The sequence below is a fragment of the Pantoea sp. UBA7232 genome (assembly GCF_002473195.1).
Lineage (GTDB): Bacteria > Pseudomonadota > Gammaproteobacteria > Enterobacterales > Enterobacteriaceae > Pantoea > Pantoea eucrina.
On record NZ_DKTK01000006.1, the window covers coordinates 417,650 to 434,289 of the forward strand.

The 16,640-nt window shown below is 57.9% G+C and carries 12 protein-coding genes; 11 read left to right on the top strand and 1 reads right to left on the bottom strand.

The genetic code is table 11. From position 1 onward, the window contains the following. Positions 1-90: 90 nt before the first annotated feature. The 7 genes from rpsA (at position 91) to kdsB (ending at position 8,352) form a co-directional block, all read left to right on the top strand. Complete coding sequence (rpsA, locus tag B4056_RS05315; protein WP_052246478.1) at positions 91-1,764, top strand: 30S ribosomal protein S1; 1,674 nt, start codon at positions 91-93, stop codon at positions 1,762-1,764. A gap of 88 nt (positions 1,765-1,852) precedes the next feature. After that, a complete protein-coding gene (gene ihfB / locus B4056_RS05320) occupies positions 1,853-2,137 on the top strand; it encodes an integration host factor subunit beta (RefSeq protein WP_010618275.1) in 285 nt (94 codons plus the stop codon). Positions 2,138-2,339: 202 nt separating this feature from the next. Continuing rightward, on the top strand, positions 2,340-4,598 hold the full coding sequence (locus tag B4056_RS05325; protein ID WP_199560444.1) for a DNA internalization-related competence protein ComEC/Rec2: 2,259 nt from the start codon (positions 2,340-2,342) through the stop codon (positions 4,596-4,598). Between the two features lie 34 nt (positions 4,599-4,632). Beyond that, a complete protein-coding gene (msbA, locus tag B4056_RS05330) occupies positions 4,633-6,381 on the top strand; it encodes a lipid A ABC transporter ATP-binding protein/permease MsbA (protein WP_039383565.1) in 1,749 nt (582 codons plus the stop codon). Beyond that, positions 6,378-7,361, top strand: coding sequence for a tetraacyldisaccharide 4'-kinase (lpxK, locus tag B4056_RS05335; protein ID WP_039383567.1), 984 nt, complete (start codon positions 6,378-6,380; stop codon positions 7,359-7,361). The genes msbA and lpxK overlap by 4 nt, the downstream gene beginning before the upstream one ends. 62 nt (positions 7,362-7,423) lie before the next feature. After that, positions 7,424-7,606 carry a Trm112 family protein gene (locus tag B4056_RS05340; protein WP_039383570.1) on the top strand — a complete coding sequence of 61 codons (183 nt, stop codon included), beginning with the start codon at positions 7,424-7,426 and terminating at the stop codon, positions 7,604-7,606. Continuing rightward, positions 7,603-8,352: a 3-deoxy-manno-octulosonate cytidylyltransferase gene (kdsB, locus tag B4056_RS05345; protein ID WP_094111479.1), complete on the top strand. Its 750-nt coding sequence runs from the start codon at positions 7,603-7,605 to the stop codon at positions 8,350-8,352. The genes B4056_RS05340 and kdsB overlap by 4 nt, the downstream gene beginning before the upstream one ends. Before the next feature lie 64 nt (positions 8,353-8,416). On the opposite strand, the gene elyC is transcribed toward kdsB, so the two are convergent. Further along, positions 8,417-9,202 carry an envelope biogenesis factor ElyC gene (gene elyC / locus B4056_RS05350; RefSeq protein WP_094111478.1) on the bottom strand — a complete coding sequence of 262 codons (786 nt, stop codon included), beginning with the start codon at positions 9,200-9,202 and terminating at the stop codon, positions 8,417-8,419. Between the two features lie 124 nt (positions 9,203-9,326). Here elyC and cmoM point away from each other — a divergent pair, with 124 nt between their 5' ends. The 4 genes from cmoM to mukB are packed head-to-tail and all read left to right on the top strand — an operon-like array spanning position 9,327 to position 16,615. Next, entirely contained in the window at positions 9,327-10,097 is a 771-nt protein-coding gene (cmoM, locus tag B4056_RS05355) for a tRNA uridine 5-oxyacetic acid(34) methyltransferase CmoM (RefSeq protein ID WP_039383578.1), read from the top strand. Positions 10,098-10,108: 11 nt separating this feature from the next. After that, positions 10,109-11,431 (top strand): chromosome partition protein MukF, encoded by a 1,323-nt coding sequence (gene mukF, locus B4056_RS05360; protein WP_113655667.1) that lies wholly within the window; start codon positions 10,109-10,111, stop codon positions 11,429-11,431. Beyond that, positions 11,412-12,152 carry a chromosome partition protein MukE gene (gene mukE, locus B4056_RS05365; RefSeq protein WP_039383583.1) on the top strand — a complete coding sequence of 247 codons (741 nt, stop codon included), beginning with the start codon at positions 11,412-11,414 and terminating at the stop codon, positions 12,150-12,152. The genes mukF and mukE overlap by 20 nt, the downstream gene beginning before the upstream one ends. After that, positions 12,149-16,615, top strand: coding sequence for a chromosome partition protein MukB (gene mukB / locus B4056_RS05370; RefSeq protein ID WP_288654049.1), 4,467 nt, complete (start codon positions 12,149-12,151; stop codon positions 16,613-16,615). Before mukE ends, mukB begins: the two co-directional genes overlap by 4 nt. Positions 16,616-16,640: the final 25 nt, after the last annotated feature.

The window sequence follows — 16,640 nt, forward strand, 5'->3', positions numbered from 1 at the left end:
ACCACGGAACCGGTGCAGGGCATGTGAAACAACCCCATCCGACAGTGACGTCAGGTGGACGTTAAATTGAAGAATCCTAAGATTATCAATATGACTGAATCTTTTGCTCAACTCTTTGAAGAGTCCCTGAAAGAAATCGAAACCCGTCCGGGTTCCATTGTTCGTGGCGTTGTTGTCTCTATCGACAAAGACGTCGTGCTGGTTGATGCGGGTCTGAAATCTGAATCTGCAATTCCTGCAGAGCAGTTCAAGAACGCAGCTGGCGAACTGGAAATCCAGGTGGGCGACGAAGTTGACGTTGCTCTGGACGCAGTAGAAGACGGCTTCGGTGAAACCCTGCTGTCCCGTGAGAAAGCTAAACGTCATGAAGCTTGGATCACGCTGGAAAAAGCTTACGAAGACGCTGAAACTGTTACCGGTGTTATCAACGGCAAAGTTAAAGGTGGCTTCACAGTTGAGCTGAACGGTATTCGTGCGTTCCTGCCAGGTTCACTGGTTGACGTGCGTCCGGTTCGCGATACTCTGCATCTGGAAGGCAAAGAGCTTGAATTCAAAGTAATCAAGCTTGATCAGAAACGTAACAACGTCGTGGTTTCACGTCGTGCCGTTATCGAATCTGAAAACAGCGCTGAGCGCGATCAGCTGCTGGAAAACCTGCAGGAAGGCATGGAAGTCAAAGGTATCGTTAAGAACCTCACTGACTACGGCGCATTCGTTGACCTGGGCGGCGTTGACGGCCTGCTGCACATCACCGACATGGCATGGAAACGCGTTAAGCATCCAAGCGAAATTGTCAACGTGGGCGACGAAATCACTGTTAAAGTGCTGAAGTTCGACCGCGAGCGTACCCGCGTATCTCTGGGCCTGAAACAGCTGGGCGAAGATCCATGGGTTGCTATCGCTAAGCGCTATCCGGAAGGCACCCGCCTGACCGGTCGTGTAACCAACCTGACTGATTACGGCTGCTTCGTAGAAATCGAAGAGGGCGTTGAAGGTCTGGTACACGTTTCTGAAATGGACTGGACCAACAAGAACATTCACCCATCTAAAGTTGTTAACGTGGGCGATGTTGTTGAAGTTATGGTTCTGGACATCGACGAAGAGCGTCGTCGTATCTCCCTGGGTCTGAAGCAGTGCAAATCTAACCCATGGCAGCAGTTCGCAGAGACCCACAACAAAGGCGATCGCGTTGAAGGTAAAATCAAGTCAATCACTGACTTCGGTATCTTCATCGGCCTGGACGGTGGCATCGACGGTCTGGTTCACCTGTCTGACATCTCCTGGAACGCAACCGGCGAAGAAGCCGTACGCGAGTACAAGAAAGGCGACGAAATCGCTGCCGTTGTACTGCAGGTTGATGCAGAGCGCGAGCGCATCTCTCTGGGCGTGAAGCAGTTGGCTGAAGATCCATTCAACAACTACATCACCCTGAACAAGAAAGGCGCTATCGTGACGGGTAAAGTCACTGCAGTTGACGCGAAAGGTGCTACAGTAGAATTAGCTGATGGCGTAGAGGGTTACCTGCGCGCTTCTGAAGCTTCACTGGATCGCATCGAAGACGCGACTCAGGTTCTGAGCGTAGGCGACGACGTTGAAGCTAAATTCACCGGCGTTGACCGTAAGAACCGCGTTGTGAGCCTGTCTGTACGTGCAAAAGACCAGGCTGACGAGAAAGAAGCTATCAACACTGTTAACACTAAACAGGATGAGAGCAACTTCTCTAACGCAATGGCTGAAGCGTTCAAAGCGGCTAAAGGCGAGTAATCGACCCGAAGCACCGGACGATAGTCATATCGTCCGGTTTCGGTAAAAGCTGTCATACCTTTCCAAACAGGGATTAACCGGAGGATTCATGACCAAGTCAGAACTGATTGAAAGACTTGCTGGCCAGCATACTCATATTCCGGCGAAAGTCGTTGAGGATGCGGTCAAAGAGATGCTCGAGCACATGGCCACTACGCTGGCACAGGGTGAGCGCATCGAAATCCGGGGATTCGGCAGCTTTTCTTTGCACTACCGCGCACCGCGCACTGGTCGTAACCCGAAAACGGGTGACAAAGTGGAACTGGAAGGTAAATACGTTCCCCACTTTAAACCAGGCAAAGAACTGCGTGACCGTGCAAATATCTACGGCTAAGCCGTTACCGAACCATAAAGCGACACCTCCGGGTGTCGTTTTTTTTTGCTGCCACTCTGTGATTTGCGAGCGCGATCCCGCCGCGCTGTAATGCCTATCACTGCACCTGAAAAAGTACCGGCGCGCTGACGCAAATCTATCTGACATAAGCTTTTTTCTCTCACTGACTGCCGCACAATGGCGCTGTCTGATGGAGAGAAATATGCACATTACATGGACCACCGGCGCAGGGATCGCCATTCTTGCCACCCTGCCTCTGCTGCTGCTGCCGCAGATCCCATCCGGCACCACGCTGGCCGTACTGACTCTCATCGCTATTTTTTTACTGCATCGGTCACACAAAGCTGCCGTGCTGGCAGGGATAACGCTGCTGGTGGCGTGCTGGGCACAGGGTGAAGCGCGCAGCCTGCTGAATGCGATGGAGCTGCTCACCCGACGGCCGGTTGACGCCACGGTCAGCGTCAGCGCGGTCGACACCCGGCAAAACCTGCTGCTGGTCAGGCTGATCCGCGTTGACGGGCGGCTGCAGTTTCCGCCGCTGTTTGTACAAATCAGTAATGTGAGTAACACAGAAAACTGGTGCGCAGGGCAGCGCTGGCACATGCGGCTGCGGCTGCGGGCAGTACATGGTCGCCTGAATGAAGGCGGATACGATCTGCAGCGCGTGCGGGTTGCAAATCATATGCCGCTGCAGGGGCGTATCATGCATCAGCAGCAGATGTCAGAACGCTGCAGCCTGCGGGCAACCCTGGTGGCTCGCTATCAGGCCGCGCTCGCGGAGCTTAAGCAGCCGGCAATTCTGCAGGCGCTGGCTTTTGGCGATCGATCGCAGATGCTGGCGCCGCTGCGACAGCTTCTGCGCGATACCGGCACCGCGCACCTGATGGCCATTTCCGGAATGCATATTGCGCTGGCGGCCACTGGTGGCTGGCTGCTGGCGCGTGCGATACAGTTTGCGTTACCTGCCCGCTATATCAGCTGGCGATTTCCGCTGATCGTCAGCTGGCTGACCGCTGCTCTCTACTGCTGGATCGCCGGCAGCCATGCGCCCGCGCAGCGGGCCATGCTCGCGCTGACGCTCTGGAGCGCTATACGCGCAGCGGGCTGGCAGCTCAGCGCCTGGCAAATCTGGCTGCTGTGCGTGGGCACACTGCTTCTGTTTGATCCGCTGGCGGTCCTGTCGGAGAGCTTCTGGCTCTCTGCCCTGGCGGTAGCGATGCTGATTATCTGGTTCAGCTGGTTTGCCCTGCCATATCTTTATCGTACGCAACGTCGCTGGCTGCCGCTGCAGCTACTGCACCTGCAGCTCGGCATGATGATTCTGATGGCGCCGCTGCAGATCTTTCTGTTTCAGGGCATCAGCCTGACTGCGCTGCTGGCCAACCTGCTGGCGGTGCCGGTTATCTCATTTATTACGGTGCCGCTGCTGCTGCTGGCGCTACTGGTGCCACTGCAACAGGCGGCACAGCCGCTGTGGTGGTTAGCCGATCGTTCAGTGGACTATCTGGTGCAGGCGCTCCAGTGGCTGCCCGCCGGCTGGCTGAGCCTGCATCAGACGCTGCCCGCTGTCATAGTAATCTGGGGCGGATTGCTGTTGTGGCGCAGCGGGCTGATTGCCCGTACGTCGGCCCGCTTCGCCAGCCTGCTGCTGGCACTGCTGCTGGGACGCACTGACGCGCAGCAGAGCGACTGGCAAATCGATTTTCTCGATATTGGTCATGGTCTGGCGGTTGCGATCACGCAGGGAAGGGAGGTGGTACTGTATGACACCGGGCCGGCGTGGCAGCAGGGCGATGCCGGCGAGCGCACTATTTTGCCCTGGCTGAACTACACCGGACGCACGCTGCAGGGCGTCATACTGAGTCACCGGCATCTCGATCACCGTGGCGGGCTGAACGCGCTGCTACGTGCCCGCCCGGCGCTGGCGATCCGCAGCGCGCTGGGAGAACCCGGCCATCTGCCTTGTGTGCGTGGCCAGCAGTGGCAGTGGGGGCGGCTGCGTTTTACCGCCCTGTGGCCGCCAGCACTGCCGGTAGCGGGGCACAATAATGATTCGTGCGTGGTGCGGGTGGATGATGGCCAGGTCAGTTTGCTGCTGACTGGCGATCTGGAGCAGGCGGGGGAACGCAAACTGGCAGCGCTGGAAAAGGGTCAGTTGCAGGCTACACTGCTTCAGGTGCCGCACCACGGCAGCCGGACCTCCTCTACGCCTCTGTTTCTCCGGCATATAGCGGGCGAAGCGGCGGTGGCTTCTGTGGCGCGCTATAACGCCTGGCGTATGCCCGCCCGCGCAGTGGTAAAGCGTTACCGCGAGCAGGGCTATCGCTGGGCAGATACCGCACGCTCGGGGCAGGTTCGCATTCGTATCAGCCAGGGCCGCTGGCAGATGCAGGGACTGCGCGAGCAAATAAAGCCGCGCTGGTATCATCAGTGGTTTGGCGTAAAAGATGATTCCAGGTAGAATGAGCGGCTATTTCAAACAGCGTGAATAAATAATGCATCAAGACAAAGATCTCTCAACCTGGCAGACATTCCGCCGGCTCTGGCCAATGATTGCGCCGCATAAGGCTGGCCTTATCGTCTCCGCCGTGGCACTGGTGCTGAATGCGGCAGGCGACACCCTAATGCTCTCCCTGTTGAAACCTTTACTGGATGATGGTTTCGGTAAAGCGGACAAATCTGTTCTGCTGTGGATGCCGCTGGCTGTCATGGGCCTGATGCTGATACGTGGCGTCACCAGCTATATCTCCAGCTACTGCATCTCCTGGGTGTCAGGTAATGTGGTGATGAATATGCGTCGTCGTCTGTTCGGACACATGATGGGAATGCCGGTGGCGTTCTTTGATCAGCAGTCTACCGGCACGCTACTGTCGCGTATTACCTATGACTCAGAACAGGTGGCCTCCTCCTCATCCAGTGCTCTGGTAACCGTGGTGCGCGAGGGCGCCTCGATCATCGGCCTGTTTATCATGATGTTCTACTACAGCTGGCAGCTCTCACTGATTTTGATCCTGCTGGCACCGCTGGTCTCGTTCGCTATCCGCACCGTTTCAAAGCGCTTCCGCAACATCAGCCGAAACATGCAGAACACCATGGGACAGGTCACCACCAGCGCAGAACAGATGCTGAAAGGGCACAAAGAAGTGCTGATTTTTGGCGGTCAGGAAGTGGAAGCGGAACGTTTCTCTCAGGTCAGCAATAAAATGCGTCAGCAGGGGATGAAGCTGGTTTCTGCCTCTTCCATCTCCGATCCGGTGATTCAGCTTATCGCCTCGCTGGCGCTGGCGTTTGTACTCTATGCCGCCAGCTTCCCCAGCGTGATGGAAACGCTGACCGCCGGTACCATTACCGTGGTCTTCTCTTCCATGATTGCCCTGATGCGTCCGCTGAAATCGCTGACTAACGTTAACGCCCAGTTTCAGCGCGGTATGGCAGCCTGCCAGACGCTGTTCTCCATCCTCGACAGTGAGCAGGAAGTGGATAACGGCACGCGCACAGTTGAACGCGCTAAAGGCGACGTTGAGTTTCGCAACGTGACCTTTACCTATCCGGGGCGTGAGATCCCGGCGCTGCGCGATATTAACCTGACGCTGCCGGCGGGTAAAACGGTTGCACTGGTCGGCCGCTCCGGCTCGGGCAAATCGACCATGGCCAGCCTGCTGACGCGCTTTTATGATATCGATTCCGGCGAAATTCTGCTGGATGGGCACGATCTGCGTGAATATACCCTGCGCTCATTGCGTAATCAGGTAGCGCTGGTATCGCAGAATGTGCATCTGTTTAATGACACCATCGCCAATAACATCGCTTATGCGCGTAACGGTGACTATAGCCGGGCACAGATTGAACAGGCCGCCACCATGGCGCACGCTATGGATTTCATTAACAAAATGGATAAAGGCCTGGATACGGTTATCGGTGAAAACGGCGTACTGCTCTCCGGTGGCCAGCGCCAGCGTATTGCGATTGCGCGCGCGCTGCTGCGCGACTGCCCGATTCTGATTCTGGATGAGGCGACATCTGCGCTGGATACGGAGTCAGAACGCGCCATTCAGTCGGCGCTGGATGAGCTGCAGAAAAACCGGACCTCGCTGGTGATCGCACACCGTCTCTCTACCATTGAAAAAGCAGATGAGATCGTGGTGGTCGAGGATGGCCGTATTGTTGAACGCGGTACGCATGAACTGCTGCTGGCGGAGAAAGGGGCTTATGCACAGCTGCATAAGTTACAGTTCGGTCAATGATTGAACGCATCTGGAGCGGGCGCTCGCCGCTGTGGCTGCTGCTGTGGCCGCTTAGCCTGCTGTATGGTGCTATCACCTGGCTGATTCGCCTGAGCTATCAGCGTGGCTGGCAGCAGAGCTGGCGGGCACCGTGTCCGGTGGTGGTGGTCGGTAACCTGACGGCAGGCGGTAACGGTAAGACGCCGGTAGTAATCTGGCTGACAGAAGCGCTGCAGGCGCGCGGGCTGCGTCCGGGCGTGGTGTCACGCGGCTACGGGGGGAAAGCGGCACACTATCCGCTGCTGGTAACCGGGGAAACCTCAACGGCCGAGGCAGGGGATGAACCCGTGCTGATTGCACAACGCACCGGCGTACCGGTTGCCGTGGCGCCCCGGCGCCGTCAGGCTATCGAAGCGCTGCTGGCGGCGCATTCGCTGGACATCATCATCACGGATGATGGCCTGCAGCATTATGCGCTGCAGCGCGATCGCGAAATTGTGGTGGTGGATGGCGTGCGCCGCTTTGGCAACGGCTGGTGGTTACCCGCCGGGCCTATGCGGGAGCGTGCGCACCGGCTGCAGCAGGTGGATGCAGTGATCGTTAATGGTGGCAATGCCACCAGTCCGGAAATTGCCATGACGCTGCAGCCGGGTCGGGCGGTTAACCTGCTATCGGGCGAAACCGCTGCGCTCAGTGCGCTGCCAGATATTGTGGCGATGGCCGGTATTGGCCATCCGCCGCGCTTTTTCACCACGCTGCAGCAGCAGGGCATTAAAACGGTAGCGGAAATCGCGTTTGCCGATCATCACGCTTACAGCGAGCCGGAGCTTGCCGGCCTGACGCTGAGCGGACAATGTCTGCTGATGACGGAGAAAGATGCGGTGAAGTGCCGTAAGTTTGCGCGCGACAACTGGTGGTATCTGCCGGTAGAGGCGCAGCTTTCCGGTGCGGCAGTGGCACCGCTGCTCGACGATATCACCCGGCTGGCCCGCGGCGCGTAATAGAGTCTGGCAACCGCTATGGTATGCTGACTAACTGACCCCGATCCTGAAAGGAGAAAAGTATGGATCACCGTTTACTTGAGATTGTGGCCTGTCCGGTTTGTAACGGAAAACTCTACTTCAACAAGGCGCAGCAGGAGCTTATCTGCAAGCCTGACGGACTGGCATTCCCGGTCCGGGATGGCATTCCGGTGCTGCTGGAAACCGAGGCGCGAACGCTGACGGCTGAAGAGATCCATCCATGAGTTTTGTTGCTATCATTCCGGCGCGCTACGCTTCGACGCGTCTGCCGGGTAAACCGCTGGTCGATATCCACGGTAAGCCCATGGTCGTGCACGTCATGGAGCGTGCGCGGGAGTCGGGAGCCGATCGCGTAATCGTCGCAACCGATCACCCCGAAGTCGCTGCAGCAGTAACTGCGGCCGGCGGTGAAGTCTGTATGACGCGGGCCGATCATCAGTCCGGCACCGAGCGGCTGGCTGAAGTCATTGAAGCCTGCAACTTTGACGATGACACTATCATTGTCAACGTGCAGGGCGATGAGCCGATGATCCCGGCCGGTATCGTGCGTCAGGTGGCGGAGAATCTCGCCGCGGCAGAGGCTGGCATGGCCACGCTGGCGGTGCCGATCGCAGATGCCGATGAGGCGTTTAATCCGAACGCGGTTAAAGTGGTAACCGACCGGCAGGGCTACGCGCTCTATTTCTCGCGGGCCACCATTCCCTGGGATCGCGAGCGCTATGCGCAGTCGCGCGAGCAGGCGGGAGATACGCTGCTGAGGCATATCGGTATTTATGCCTACCGCGCCGGCTTTATTCGCCGCTATGTCGCCTGGCAACCCTGCGCGCTGGAGCAGATTGAGCTACTGGAGCAGCTGCGCGTGCTCTGGTATGGCGAAAAAATTCATGTGGCGGTTGCCACAACTATCCCGAGCGTGGGCGTGGATACACCAGAAGATCTGGCGCGCGTACGCGCGGCGATGCAGCGTTAACTCTCTCTGTCAGGCCAGCAGGCGCAACGCCGCTGGCTCTGTCTGACACTTTCTCTTTCTGACATCAGGGCGCAGCGTCGTCACGGCTGCCCGACTGACCGCGCAAATGCTGCCAGATCTGTCCCAGCGTCTCATAGATAGCCCGTTCACTGTGGCTCAGCCAGAGTGGCGAGGGCAGCGCACGCTCCCAGCCGTTAAGCGGCGAGACGATCGCCATCTGATTGGCGGGCGCGGGGATCGGTGCCAGTCCGGCGTGGTGAAAAAAAGCCATCGCACGCGGCAGATGATTGGCGGAGGTGACCAGCAGAAATGCGCTATTGCCCGTCATCTGTTTTACCGCCTGCGCCTCTTCAGCGGTATCTTTCGGCGAATCAAGCGTAATGATGGCGCTAGGCGGTACGCCAAGGCTCATCGCGACGTCGGCGGCAACCGCTGCGTTGCTGCGCGGATTCTGGCCTGCCGCCGCACCGGTAAAAATCATTTTGGCCTGCGGGTTGCGTCGCCACTGCCTTACGCCCTCCGTCACGCGCGGCAGGCTGTTACCAATCAGGTTAGAGCCGGGCGCCCAGTCCGGGTTCCAGGTATAACCGCCGCCCAGCACCACAATCCAGGCCACCGGCGTTGTACCGTTCCACGTCGGGTAGCGGTTTTCCAGCGGCAGCAGCAGGCGGTCGGCCACCGGCTGCAGGCTCAGCAGCAGCAGCAGCAGCCAGCTGACGGAGAGTAAAACTTTGGCGCTTTTTTGCCAGCGCGTCAGCCAGAGCAGCAAAAGTCCGGCTGCCATCAGCAGTAACAGCAGCGGCAAAGGCAGAAGCAAGCCGCCAATGACTTTTTTTAAGGCAAATAACATCCTTTTTTACTCCTTTTGTCTGAAAAAACAGCAGCCAGACAGTTACTGCAGCGTGAAAGGTTCATTCCTGGTGAGCCTGTGACAAAATAGCACAAGTTAACTGCCGCAAACCGGAGCGCACACCATGCAGGATCGTAATTTCGACGATCTGGCGGATAAATTCTCGCAAAACATTTACGGCACCCGCAAAGGGCTGGTGCGTCAGGCCATTCTGTGGGATGAGCTGGAGGCGCTGCTGCCGTCACTGCCTGCCGGACCGCTATCTGTGCTGGATGCTGGCGGCGGCGTGGGGCAAATCTCCAGCGGACTCGCTGCCCGCGGGCATCAGGTCACGCTCTGCGATCTCTCCGGTGAAATGCTGAAACTGGCGGCGGACCACGCACGGGAAACCGGCGTCAGCCACAATATGCAGTTCCGGCAAGTCAGCGCTCAGCAGGTAGGCGAGCATTTGGATACGCCAGTCGATCTGGTATTGTTTCACGCGGTGCTGGAGTGGGTGGCCGATCCGCTGGCCGTGCTGCAGGCGCTGTGGCAGACGCTGAAACCAGGCGGTGTGCTGTCGCTGATGTTTTACAACGCACACGGGCTGACGTTTCGCACGCTTACGCTGGGTAATTTCGGCTACCTGCGCGCCAATATGACCAAACGCAAAAAGCGTACCCTGTCGCCCGATTTTCCGCGCGAGCCGCAGGACGTCTATCAATGGCTCACGCAGTGCGGTTTTGTGATTGAGCAGCGCACCGGTGTTCGCGTGTTCAGTGATTACATGAAACCGCAGCCCGGTGCAGGTAAGAGCGTGGAAGAGATTATTGAAATGGAGCGGCGCTACTGTCGTCAGGAGCCCTTTTTAAGCTTAGGGCGTTATATCCATGTGACGGCGCGCAAACCCAGGTAAAAGGATCAACTATGAGCGATTTTTCCCAGACGGTGCCAGAACTGGTGGCCTGGGCACGCAAAAACGATTTCTCGCTTGCGCTGCCGGTAGAACGTCTGGCCTTTTTGCTGGCCATCGCCACCCTTAACGGTGAGCGCATGGACGGTGAAATGAGTGAAGGTGAGCTGACCGACGCCTTTCGTCACGTCAGCAAAGCGTTTGAACAGACGCATGAAACCGTACAGGTGCGTGCGAACAATGCGATTAACGACCTGGTACGGCAGCGACTGCTTAACCGGTTTACCAGCGAGGTGTCTGAAGGGCACGCTATCTATCGCCTGACGCCGCTGGGAATTGGCATCACCGACTACTATATCCGCCAGCGCGAATTCTCCACGCTGCGCCTCTCAATGCAGCTCTCAATTGTGGGTCAGGAGCTGAAGCGCGCTGCTGACGCCGCTGAAGAAGATGGCGATGAGTTTCACTGGCACCGCAACGTATTTGCTCCGCTGAAATATTCGGTTGCTGAGATTTTTGACAGCATCGATATGACGCAGCGCCTGATGGATGAGCAGCAGCAGACGGTAAAAAATGATATCGCCGCGCTGCTCAACAAAGACTGGCGCGCCGCGATCTCCAGCTGTGAACTGCTGCTCTCTGAGACCTCCGGCACGCTGCGTGAACTGCAGGATACGCTGGAAGCGGCGGGCGATAAGCTGCAGGCAAACCTGTTGCGCATCCAGGATGCCACGCTAAGCAGTCCCGATCTCGGTTTCGTCGACAAACTGGTTTATGACCTGCAGAACAAACTCGATCGTATTATCAGCTGGGGCCAGCAGGCGATTGATCTGTGGATCGGCTATGACCGTCACGTACATAAGTTTATCCGTACCGCGATTGATATGGATAAGAACCGGGTCTTTGCACAGCGGCTGCGTCAGTCGGTACAGAACTATTTTGATCAGCCGTGGATGCTGACTTACGCCAGCGCTGACCGCCTGCTCGATATGCGCGATGAAGAGATGACGCTGCGTAACGATGAGGTCATGGGCGAGCTTCCGCCGGAAATGGAGTATGAAGAGTTTAACGAGATCCGCGAGCAGCTGGCCGCCATGATTGAAGAGGCGCTGGCTGTGTATCTTCGCGAGCAAAAACCGCTGCACCTTGCCACCGTCATGCGCGAATACCTGGCGCAATATCCGCGCGCGCGCCATTTCGATCTGGCGCGTATCGTGATCGATCAGGCGGTGCGGCTGGGCGTTGCTGAAGCAGATTTAGCCGGTTTGCCAGCAGAATGGCAGACCATTAATGATTACGGAGCCAAGGTGCAGGCGCATGTCATCGACAAATATTGAACAAGTGATGCCGGTTAAACTGGCACTGGCGCTGGCCAATCCCCTTTTTCCGGCGCTCGACAGTCAGCTGCGCGCGGGCCGGCATATCGGTATCGAAGAGCTGGACAATCACGCTTTTCTGATGGACTACCAAACCTATCTTGAAGAGTTTTATGCCCGCTATAACGTGGAGCTGATCCGCGCGCCAGAAGGCTTTTTCTACCTGCGGCCGCGCTCAACCACGCTGATCCCACGCTCGGTGCTCTCTGAGCTGGATATGATGGTAGGCAAAATTCTCTGCTACCTCTATCTGAGCCCGGAGCGTCTGGCAAACGAGGGTATTTTTACCCAGCAGGAGCTCTATGATGAGCTGCTGTCGCTGGCGGATGAACACAAGCTGCTTAAGCTGGTCAATCAGCGCTCAACCGGTTCCGATCTCGATCGCACCCGCCTGCAGGAGAAGATGCGCGCCTCACTGAGCCGTCTGCGCCGCCTGGGAATGGTGTGGTTTATGGGTAATGACAGCAGCAAATTTCGCATTATGGAATCAGTCTTTCGCTTTGGTGCTGACGTGCGCAGCGGCGACGATCCGCGTGAGGCGCAGCTGCGTCTGATCCGCGTGGGTGAAGCGATGACACCCGAAGAGGCTGCCGTTTCTGCAACAGCCGATGAGGCGGAGCAGGAGAGTGAACATGCGGAGAGCAGTGATGCGACTGATAACGCGGAGGAGAAGCAGGTATGATTGAACGCGGTAAGTTTCGTTCGCTGACACTGATCAACTGGAATGGCTTTTTTGCCCGCACCTTTGATCTCGATGAACTGGTTACCACGCTTTCAGGCGGTAACGGTGCCGGCAAATCCACCACCATGGCCGCGTTTGTTACGGCGATGATCCCCGATTTAACCCTGCTGCACTTCCGTAATACCACGGAAGCAGGCGCCACGTCAGGCTCCCGCGATAAGGGTCTGCACGGTAAACTGCGCGCTGGCGTCTGCTATTCAGTGCTGGATGTCGTCAACTCACGCCATCAGCGCGTTGTGGTCGGGGTGCGTCTGCAGCAGGTGGCCGGGCGCGATAAGAAAGTGGATATTAAACCGTTCAGTATTCATGGCCTGCCCGCGGATGCGCTGCCCACTGACTTGCTGACCGAGATCCTTAACAGCCGTCAGGCGCGTGTACTGCCGCTGACAGAGGTTAAAGATCGCGTTGAAGCACAGGAAGGCGTGCAGTTCCGCCAGTACAGCTCCATTACTGACTATCACGCCATGCTGTTTGAACTCGGCGTGGTGCCGCGTCGCCTGCGTTCAGCCAGCGATCGCAGTAAATTCTACCGGCTGATTGAGGCGTCGCTCTACGGCGGTATCTCCAGCGCCATCACCCGTTCGCTGCGCGACTATCTGCTGCCGGAAAACGGCGGCGTGCGTAAAGCGTTTCAGGATATGGAAGCGGCACTGCGTGAGAACCGCATGACGCTGGAAGCGATTCGCGTGACGCAGTCCGATCGCGATCTGTTCAAGCATCTGATCTCTGAGGCGACCAGCTACGTCTCAGCTGACTATATGCGTCATGCGAACGAACGGCGGGTACATCTGGACGGGGCGCTTCAGCTGCGCAATGAGCTGTTCAGCAGCCGCAACCAGCTGGTGTCGGAGCAGTATCGTCACGTGGAAATGGCGCGTGAGCTGGCTGAGCATAGCGCCGCTGAAAGCGATCTGGAGATCGATTATCAGGCGGCCAGCGATCATCTTAATCTGGTGCAGACCGCAATGCGCCAGCAGGAGAAAATCGCGCGTTATGATGCCGATCTTGAAGAGCTGAGCTACCGGCTGGAAGAGCAGAATGAGTTTGTAGCTGAAGCGCGTGAGATCCAGGAAGAGAATGAGGCGCGCGCCGAAGCCGCTGAAATTGAAGTGGATGAGCTGAAAAGTCAGCTGGCCGATTTCCAGCAGGCGCTGGATGTTCAGCAGACGCGCTCTATTCAGTATCAGCAGGCGCTGCAGGCACTGGAGAAAGCCCGTACGCGCTGCCAGCTGCCGGACCTGACGATTGATAACGCCGCTGACTGGCTGGAGACGTTCCAGGCACGCGACGAAGAGGCGACCAGCCAGCTGCTGCGGCTGGAGCAGAAACTGAGTATGGCGGAAGCCGCACACAGCCAGTTTGAGCAGGCGCTGGCGCTGGTAACCAGCATTGCCGGTGAGGTCAGCCGTCAGGACGCCTGGCAGGTGGGTCGTCAGCTGCTGCGCGACGCCGCGAATCAGCGTCATTATGCCGATCAGCTGGCGTCACTGCGGCTGCGTCTTAACGAATCAGAAGGTCGCCTGCGCGAGCAGCATGAGGCTGAACGCCTGCTGGCAGAGTTCTGCAAACGTCAGGGCCAGCACTATGAAGCAGACGCGCTGGAAGGGCTGCAGCGCGAGCTGGAAGCGCAGATTGAGCAGCTCAGCGCCAGCGTTGCCGATGCCGGTGAACAGCGCATGCAGATGCGTCAGGAGCTGGAACAGCTGCGCGAACGTATCGCAACGCTGACGGCACGCGCCCCGCACTGGCTGGCCGCTCAGGAGATTCTGACGCAGCTTAGCGAACAGACAGGTGAGCAGCTGAGCAGCAGTCAGCAGGTGACCGCCTTTATGCAGCAGCTGCTGGAGCGCGAGCGTGAAACCACCGTAGAGCGAGATGAAATTGCGGCGCGTAAACGCGACGTTGAGCAGCAGATTGAACGCCTCAGCCAGCCAGGCGGCGCAGAAGATGCGCGCCTCACGCAGCTGGCAGAGCGCTTTGGCGGCGTGCTGCTCTCCGAAATTTATGATGATGTCACGCTGGACGATGCCCCCTATTTTTCTGCGCTCTATGGACCTTCGCGCCACGCCATCGTGGTGCCGGATCTGGCGCTGATACGCGAACAGCTCGAAGGGCTGGAAGAGTGCCCAGAAGATCTCTATCTGATTGAGGGCGATCCGCAATCCTTTGATGACAGCGTCTTCAGCGTAGATGAGCTGGATAAAGCTGTCGTGGTCAAAGTCGCAGAGCGTCAGTGGCGCTATTCGCGTTTTCCTAAGGTGCCGCTGTTTGGCCGCGCCGCACGTGAAAATCAGCTTGAATTGCTGGGTATTGAACGTGACAGGCTGGCAGAACGTTATGCGACGCTCTCATTTGACGTACAGAAAACGCAGCGTCTGCATCAGTCTTTCAGCCGCTTTATCGGCAGTCATCTGGCGGTAGCGTTTGATGAGGATCCGGAAGCGCAAATCCGCCAGCTTAACGGCCGGCGCAGTGAGCTGGAGCGCGGTCTGGCGCAGCATGAGAGTAATAATCAGCAGCAGCGTGCACAGTTTGAACAGGCGCGCGACGGCGTCGCCCAGCTTAACCGCCTGCTGCCTCGCGTTAACCTGCTGCTGGATGACACCCTGCCGGATCGCTGCGAAGAGATCCGTGAGCGGGTGGAAGAGGCGCAGGAGGCGGCGCGCTTCCTGCACCAGCACGGCAGCAAACTCAGCAAGCTGGAGTCGCTGGTGGCGGTGCTGCAGAACGATCCGCAGCAGCACGATCAGCTGCAGCGCGACTACCAGCAGGCGCAGGCGCAGCAGCTCAGCGCGCGCCAGCAGGCATTTGCGCTGACGGAGGTGGTACAGCGCCGCGCCCACTTCAGCTATGGCGATTCAGCCGGGATGCTGACCGGTAACAGCGATCTCTCTGATAAGCTACGGCAGCGCCTGGAGCAGGCTGAAGGCGAGCGCAGCCGCGCCCGTGAACGCCTGCGTGAACATCAGGCGCAGCTGACGCAGTACTCGCAGGTGCTGGCCTCGCTGCGCAGTTCGCACGATGCCAAACGCGACATGCTGAAAGAGCTGCAGCAGGAGATGCAGGATATCGGCGTTCACGCCGATGCCAGCGCGGAAGAGCGGGCGCGTATCCGGCGCGATGAACTCTATACCGCGCTCAGCCATAACCGGGCGCGGCGTAACCAGCTGGAGAAACAGCTGACGTTCTGCGAAGCAGAAATGGACAGCCTGCAGAAAAAGCTGCGTAAGCTGGAGCGCGATTATCGCATCCTGCGTGAGCAGGTGGTCAGTGCCAAGGCGGGCTGGTGCTCCGTACTGCGTCTGGTGAAAGACAACGGCGTGGAACGACGGCTGCACCGGCGCGAGCTGGCCTATATGAGCGGTGACGAGCTGCGCTCAATGTCCGATAAAGCCCTGGGCGCGCTGCGTCTTGCGGTGGCGGATAATGAACATCTGCGTGATGTTCTGCGCATGTCGGAAGATCCCAAGCGTCCGGAGCGTAAAATTCAGTTCTTTATCGCCGTTTATCAGCATCTGCGCGAGCGTATCCGTCAGGATATTATCCGCACTGACGATCCGGTCGAGGCGATTGAGCAGATGGAGATTGAGCTGAACCGTCTGACTGAAGAGCTGACGGCGCGTGAGCAGACGCTGGCGATCAGCTCACGCAGTGCGGCCAATATTATTCGCAAGACTATTCAGCGCGAACAGAACCGCATCCGGCAGCTGAACCAGGGGCTGCAGACGGTGAGTTTTGGTCAGGTGAAGAGCGTACGGCTTAACGTCAACGTGCGTGAGACACACGCCACGCTGCTGGATACGCTCTCCGAAGAGCACGAACAGCATCAGGATCTCTTTACCAGTAACCGGCTGACATTCTCGGAAGCGCTGGCCAAACTTTATCAGCGTCTTAACCCGCAGATTGATATGGGCCAGCGTACGCCGCAGACCATCGGTGAGGAGCTGCTGGATTATCGCAACTATCTGGAAATGGAAGTTGAAGTAAATCGCGGCTCCGACGGCTGGCTGCGCGCGGAAAGCGGGGCGCTCTCAACCGGCGAGGCGATTGGTACCGGGATGTCAATTCTGGTGATGGTGGTGCAGAGCTGGGAAGAGGAGTCGCGTCGTCTGCGCGGCAAAGATATCTCACCGTGCCGTCTGCTGTTCCTTGATGAAGCGGCGCGTCTGGATGCCCGTTCAATCGCGACGCTGTTTGAACTCTGCGAGCGTCTGGAGATGCAGCTGGTGATCGCCGCGCCGGAAAATATCAGTCCGGAAAAAGGCACCACTTATAAACTGGTTCGTAAAGTATTTAACAATACGGAGCATGTGCACGTAGTGGGCCTGCGTGGTTTTTCCGCCGATCCGGCACCGGTAAAAACGGCGCAAAGCGAGCAGGGGCTGGAAACGCAAAATAGCTAAGCGCCTGACTGGTTAAACCGCGCAA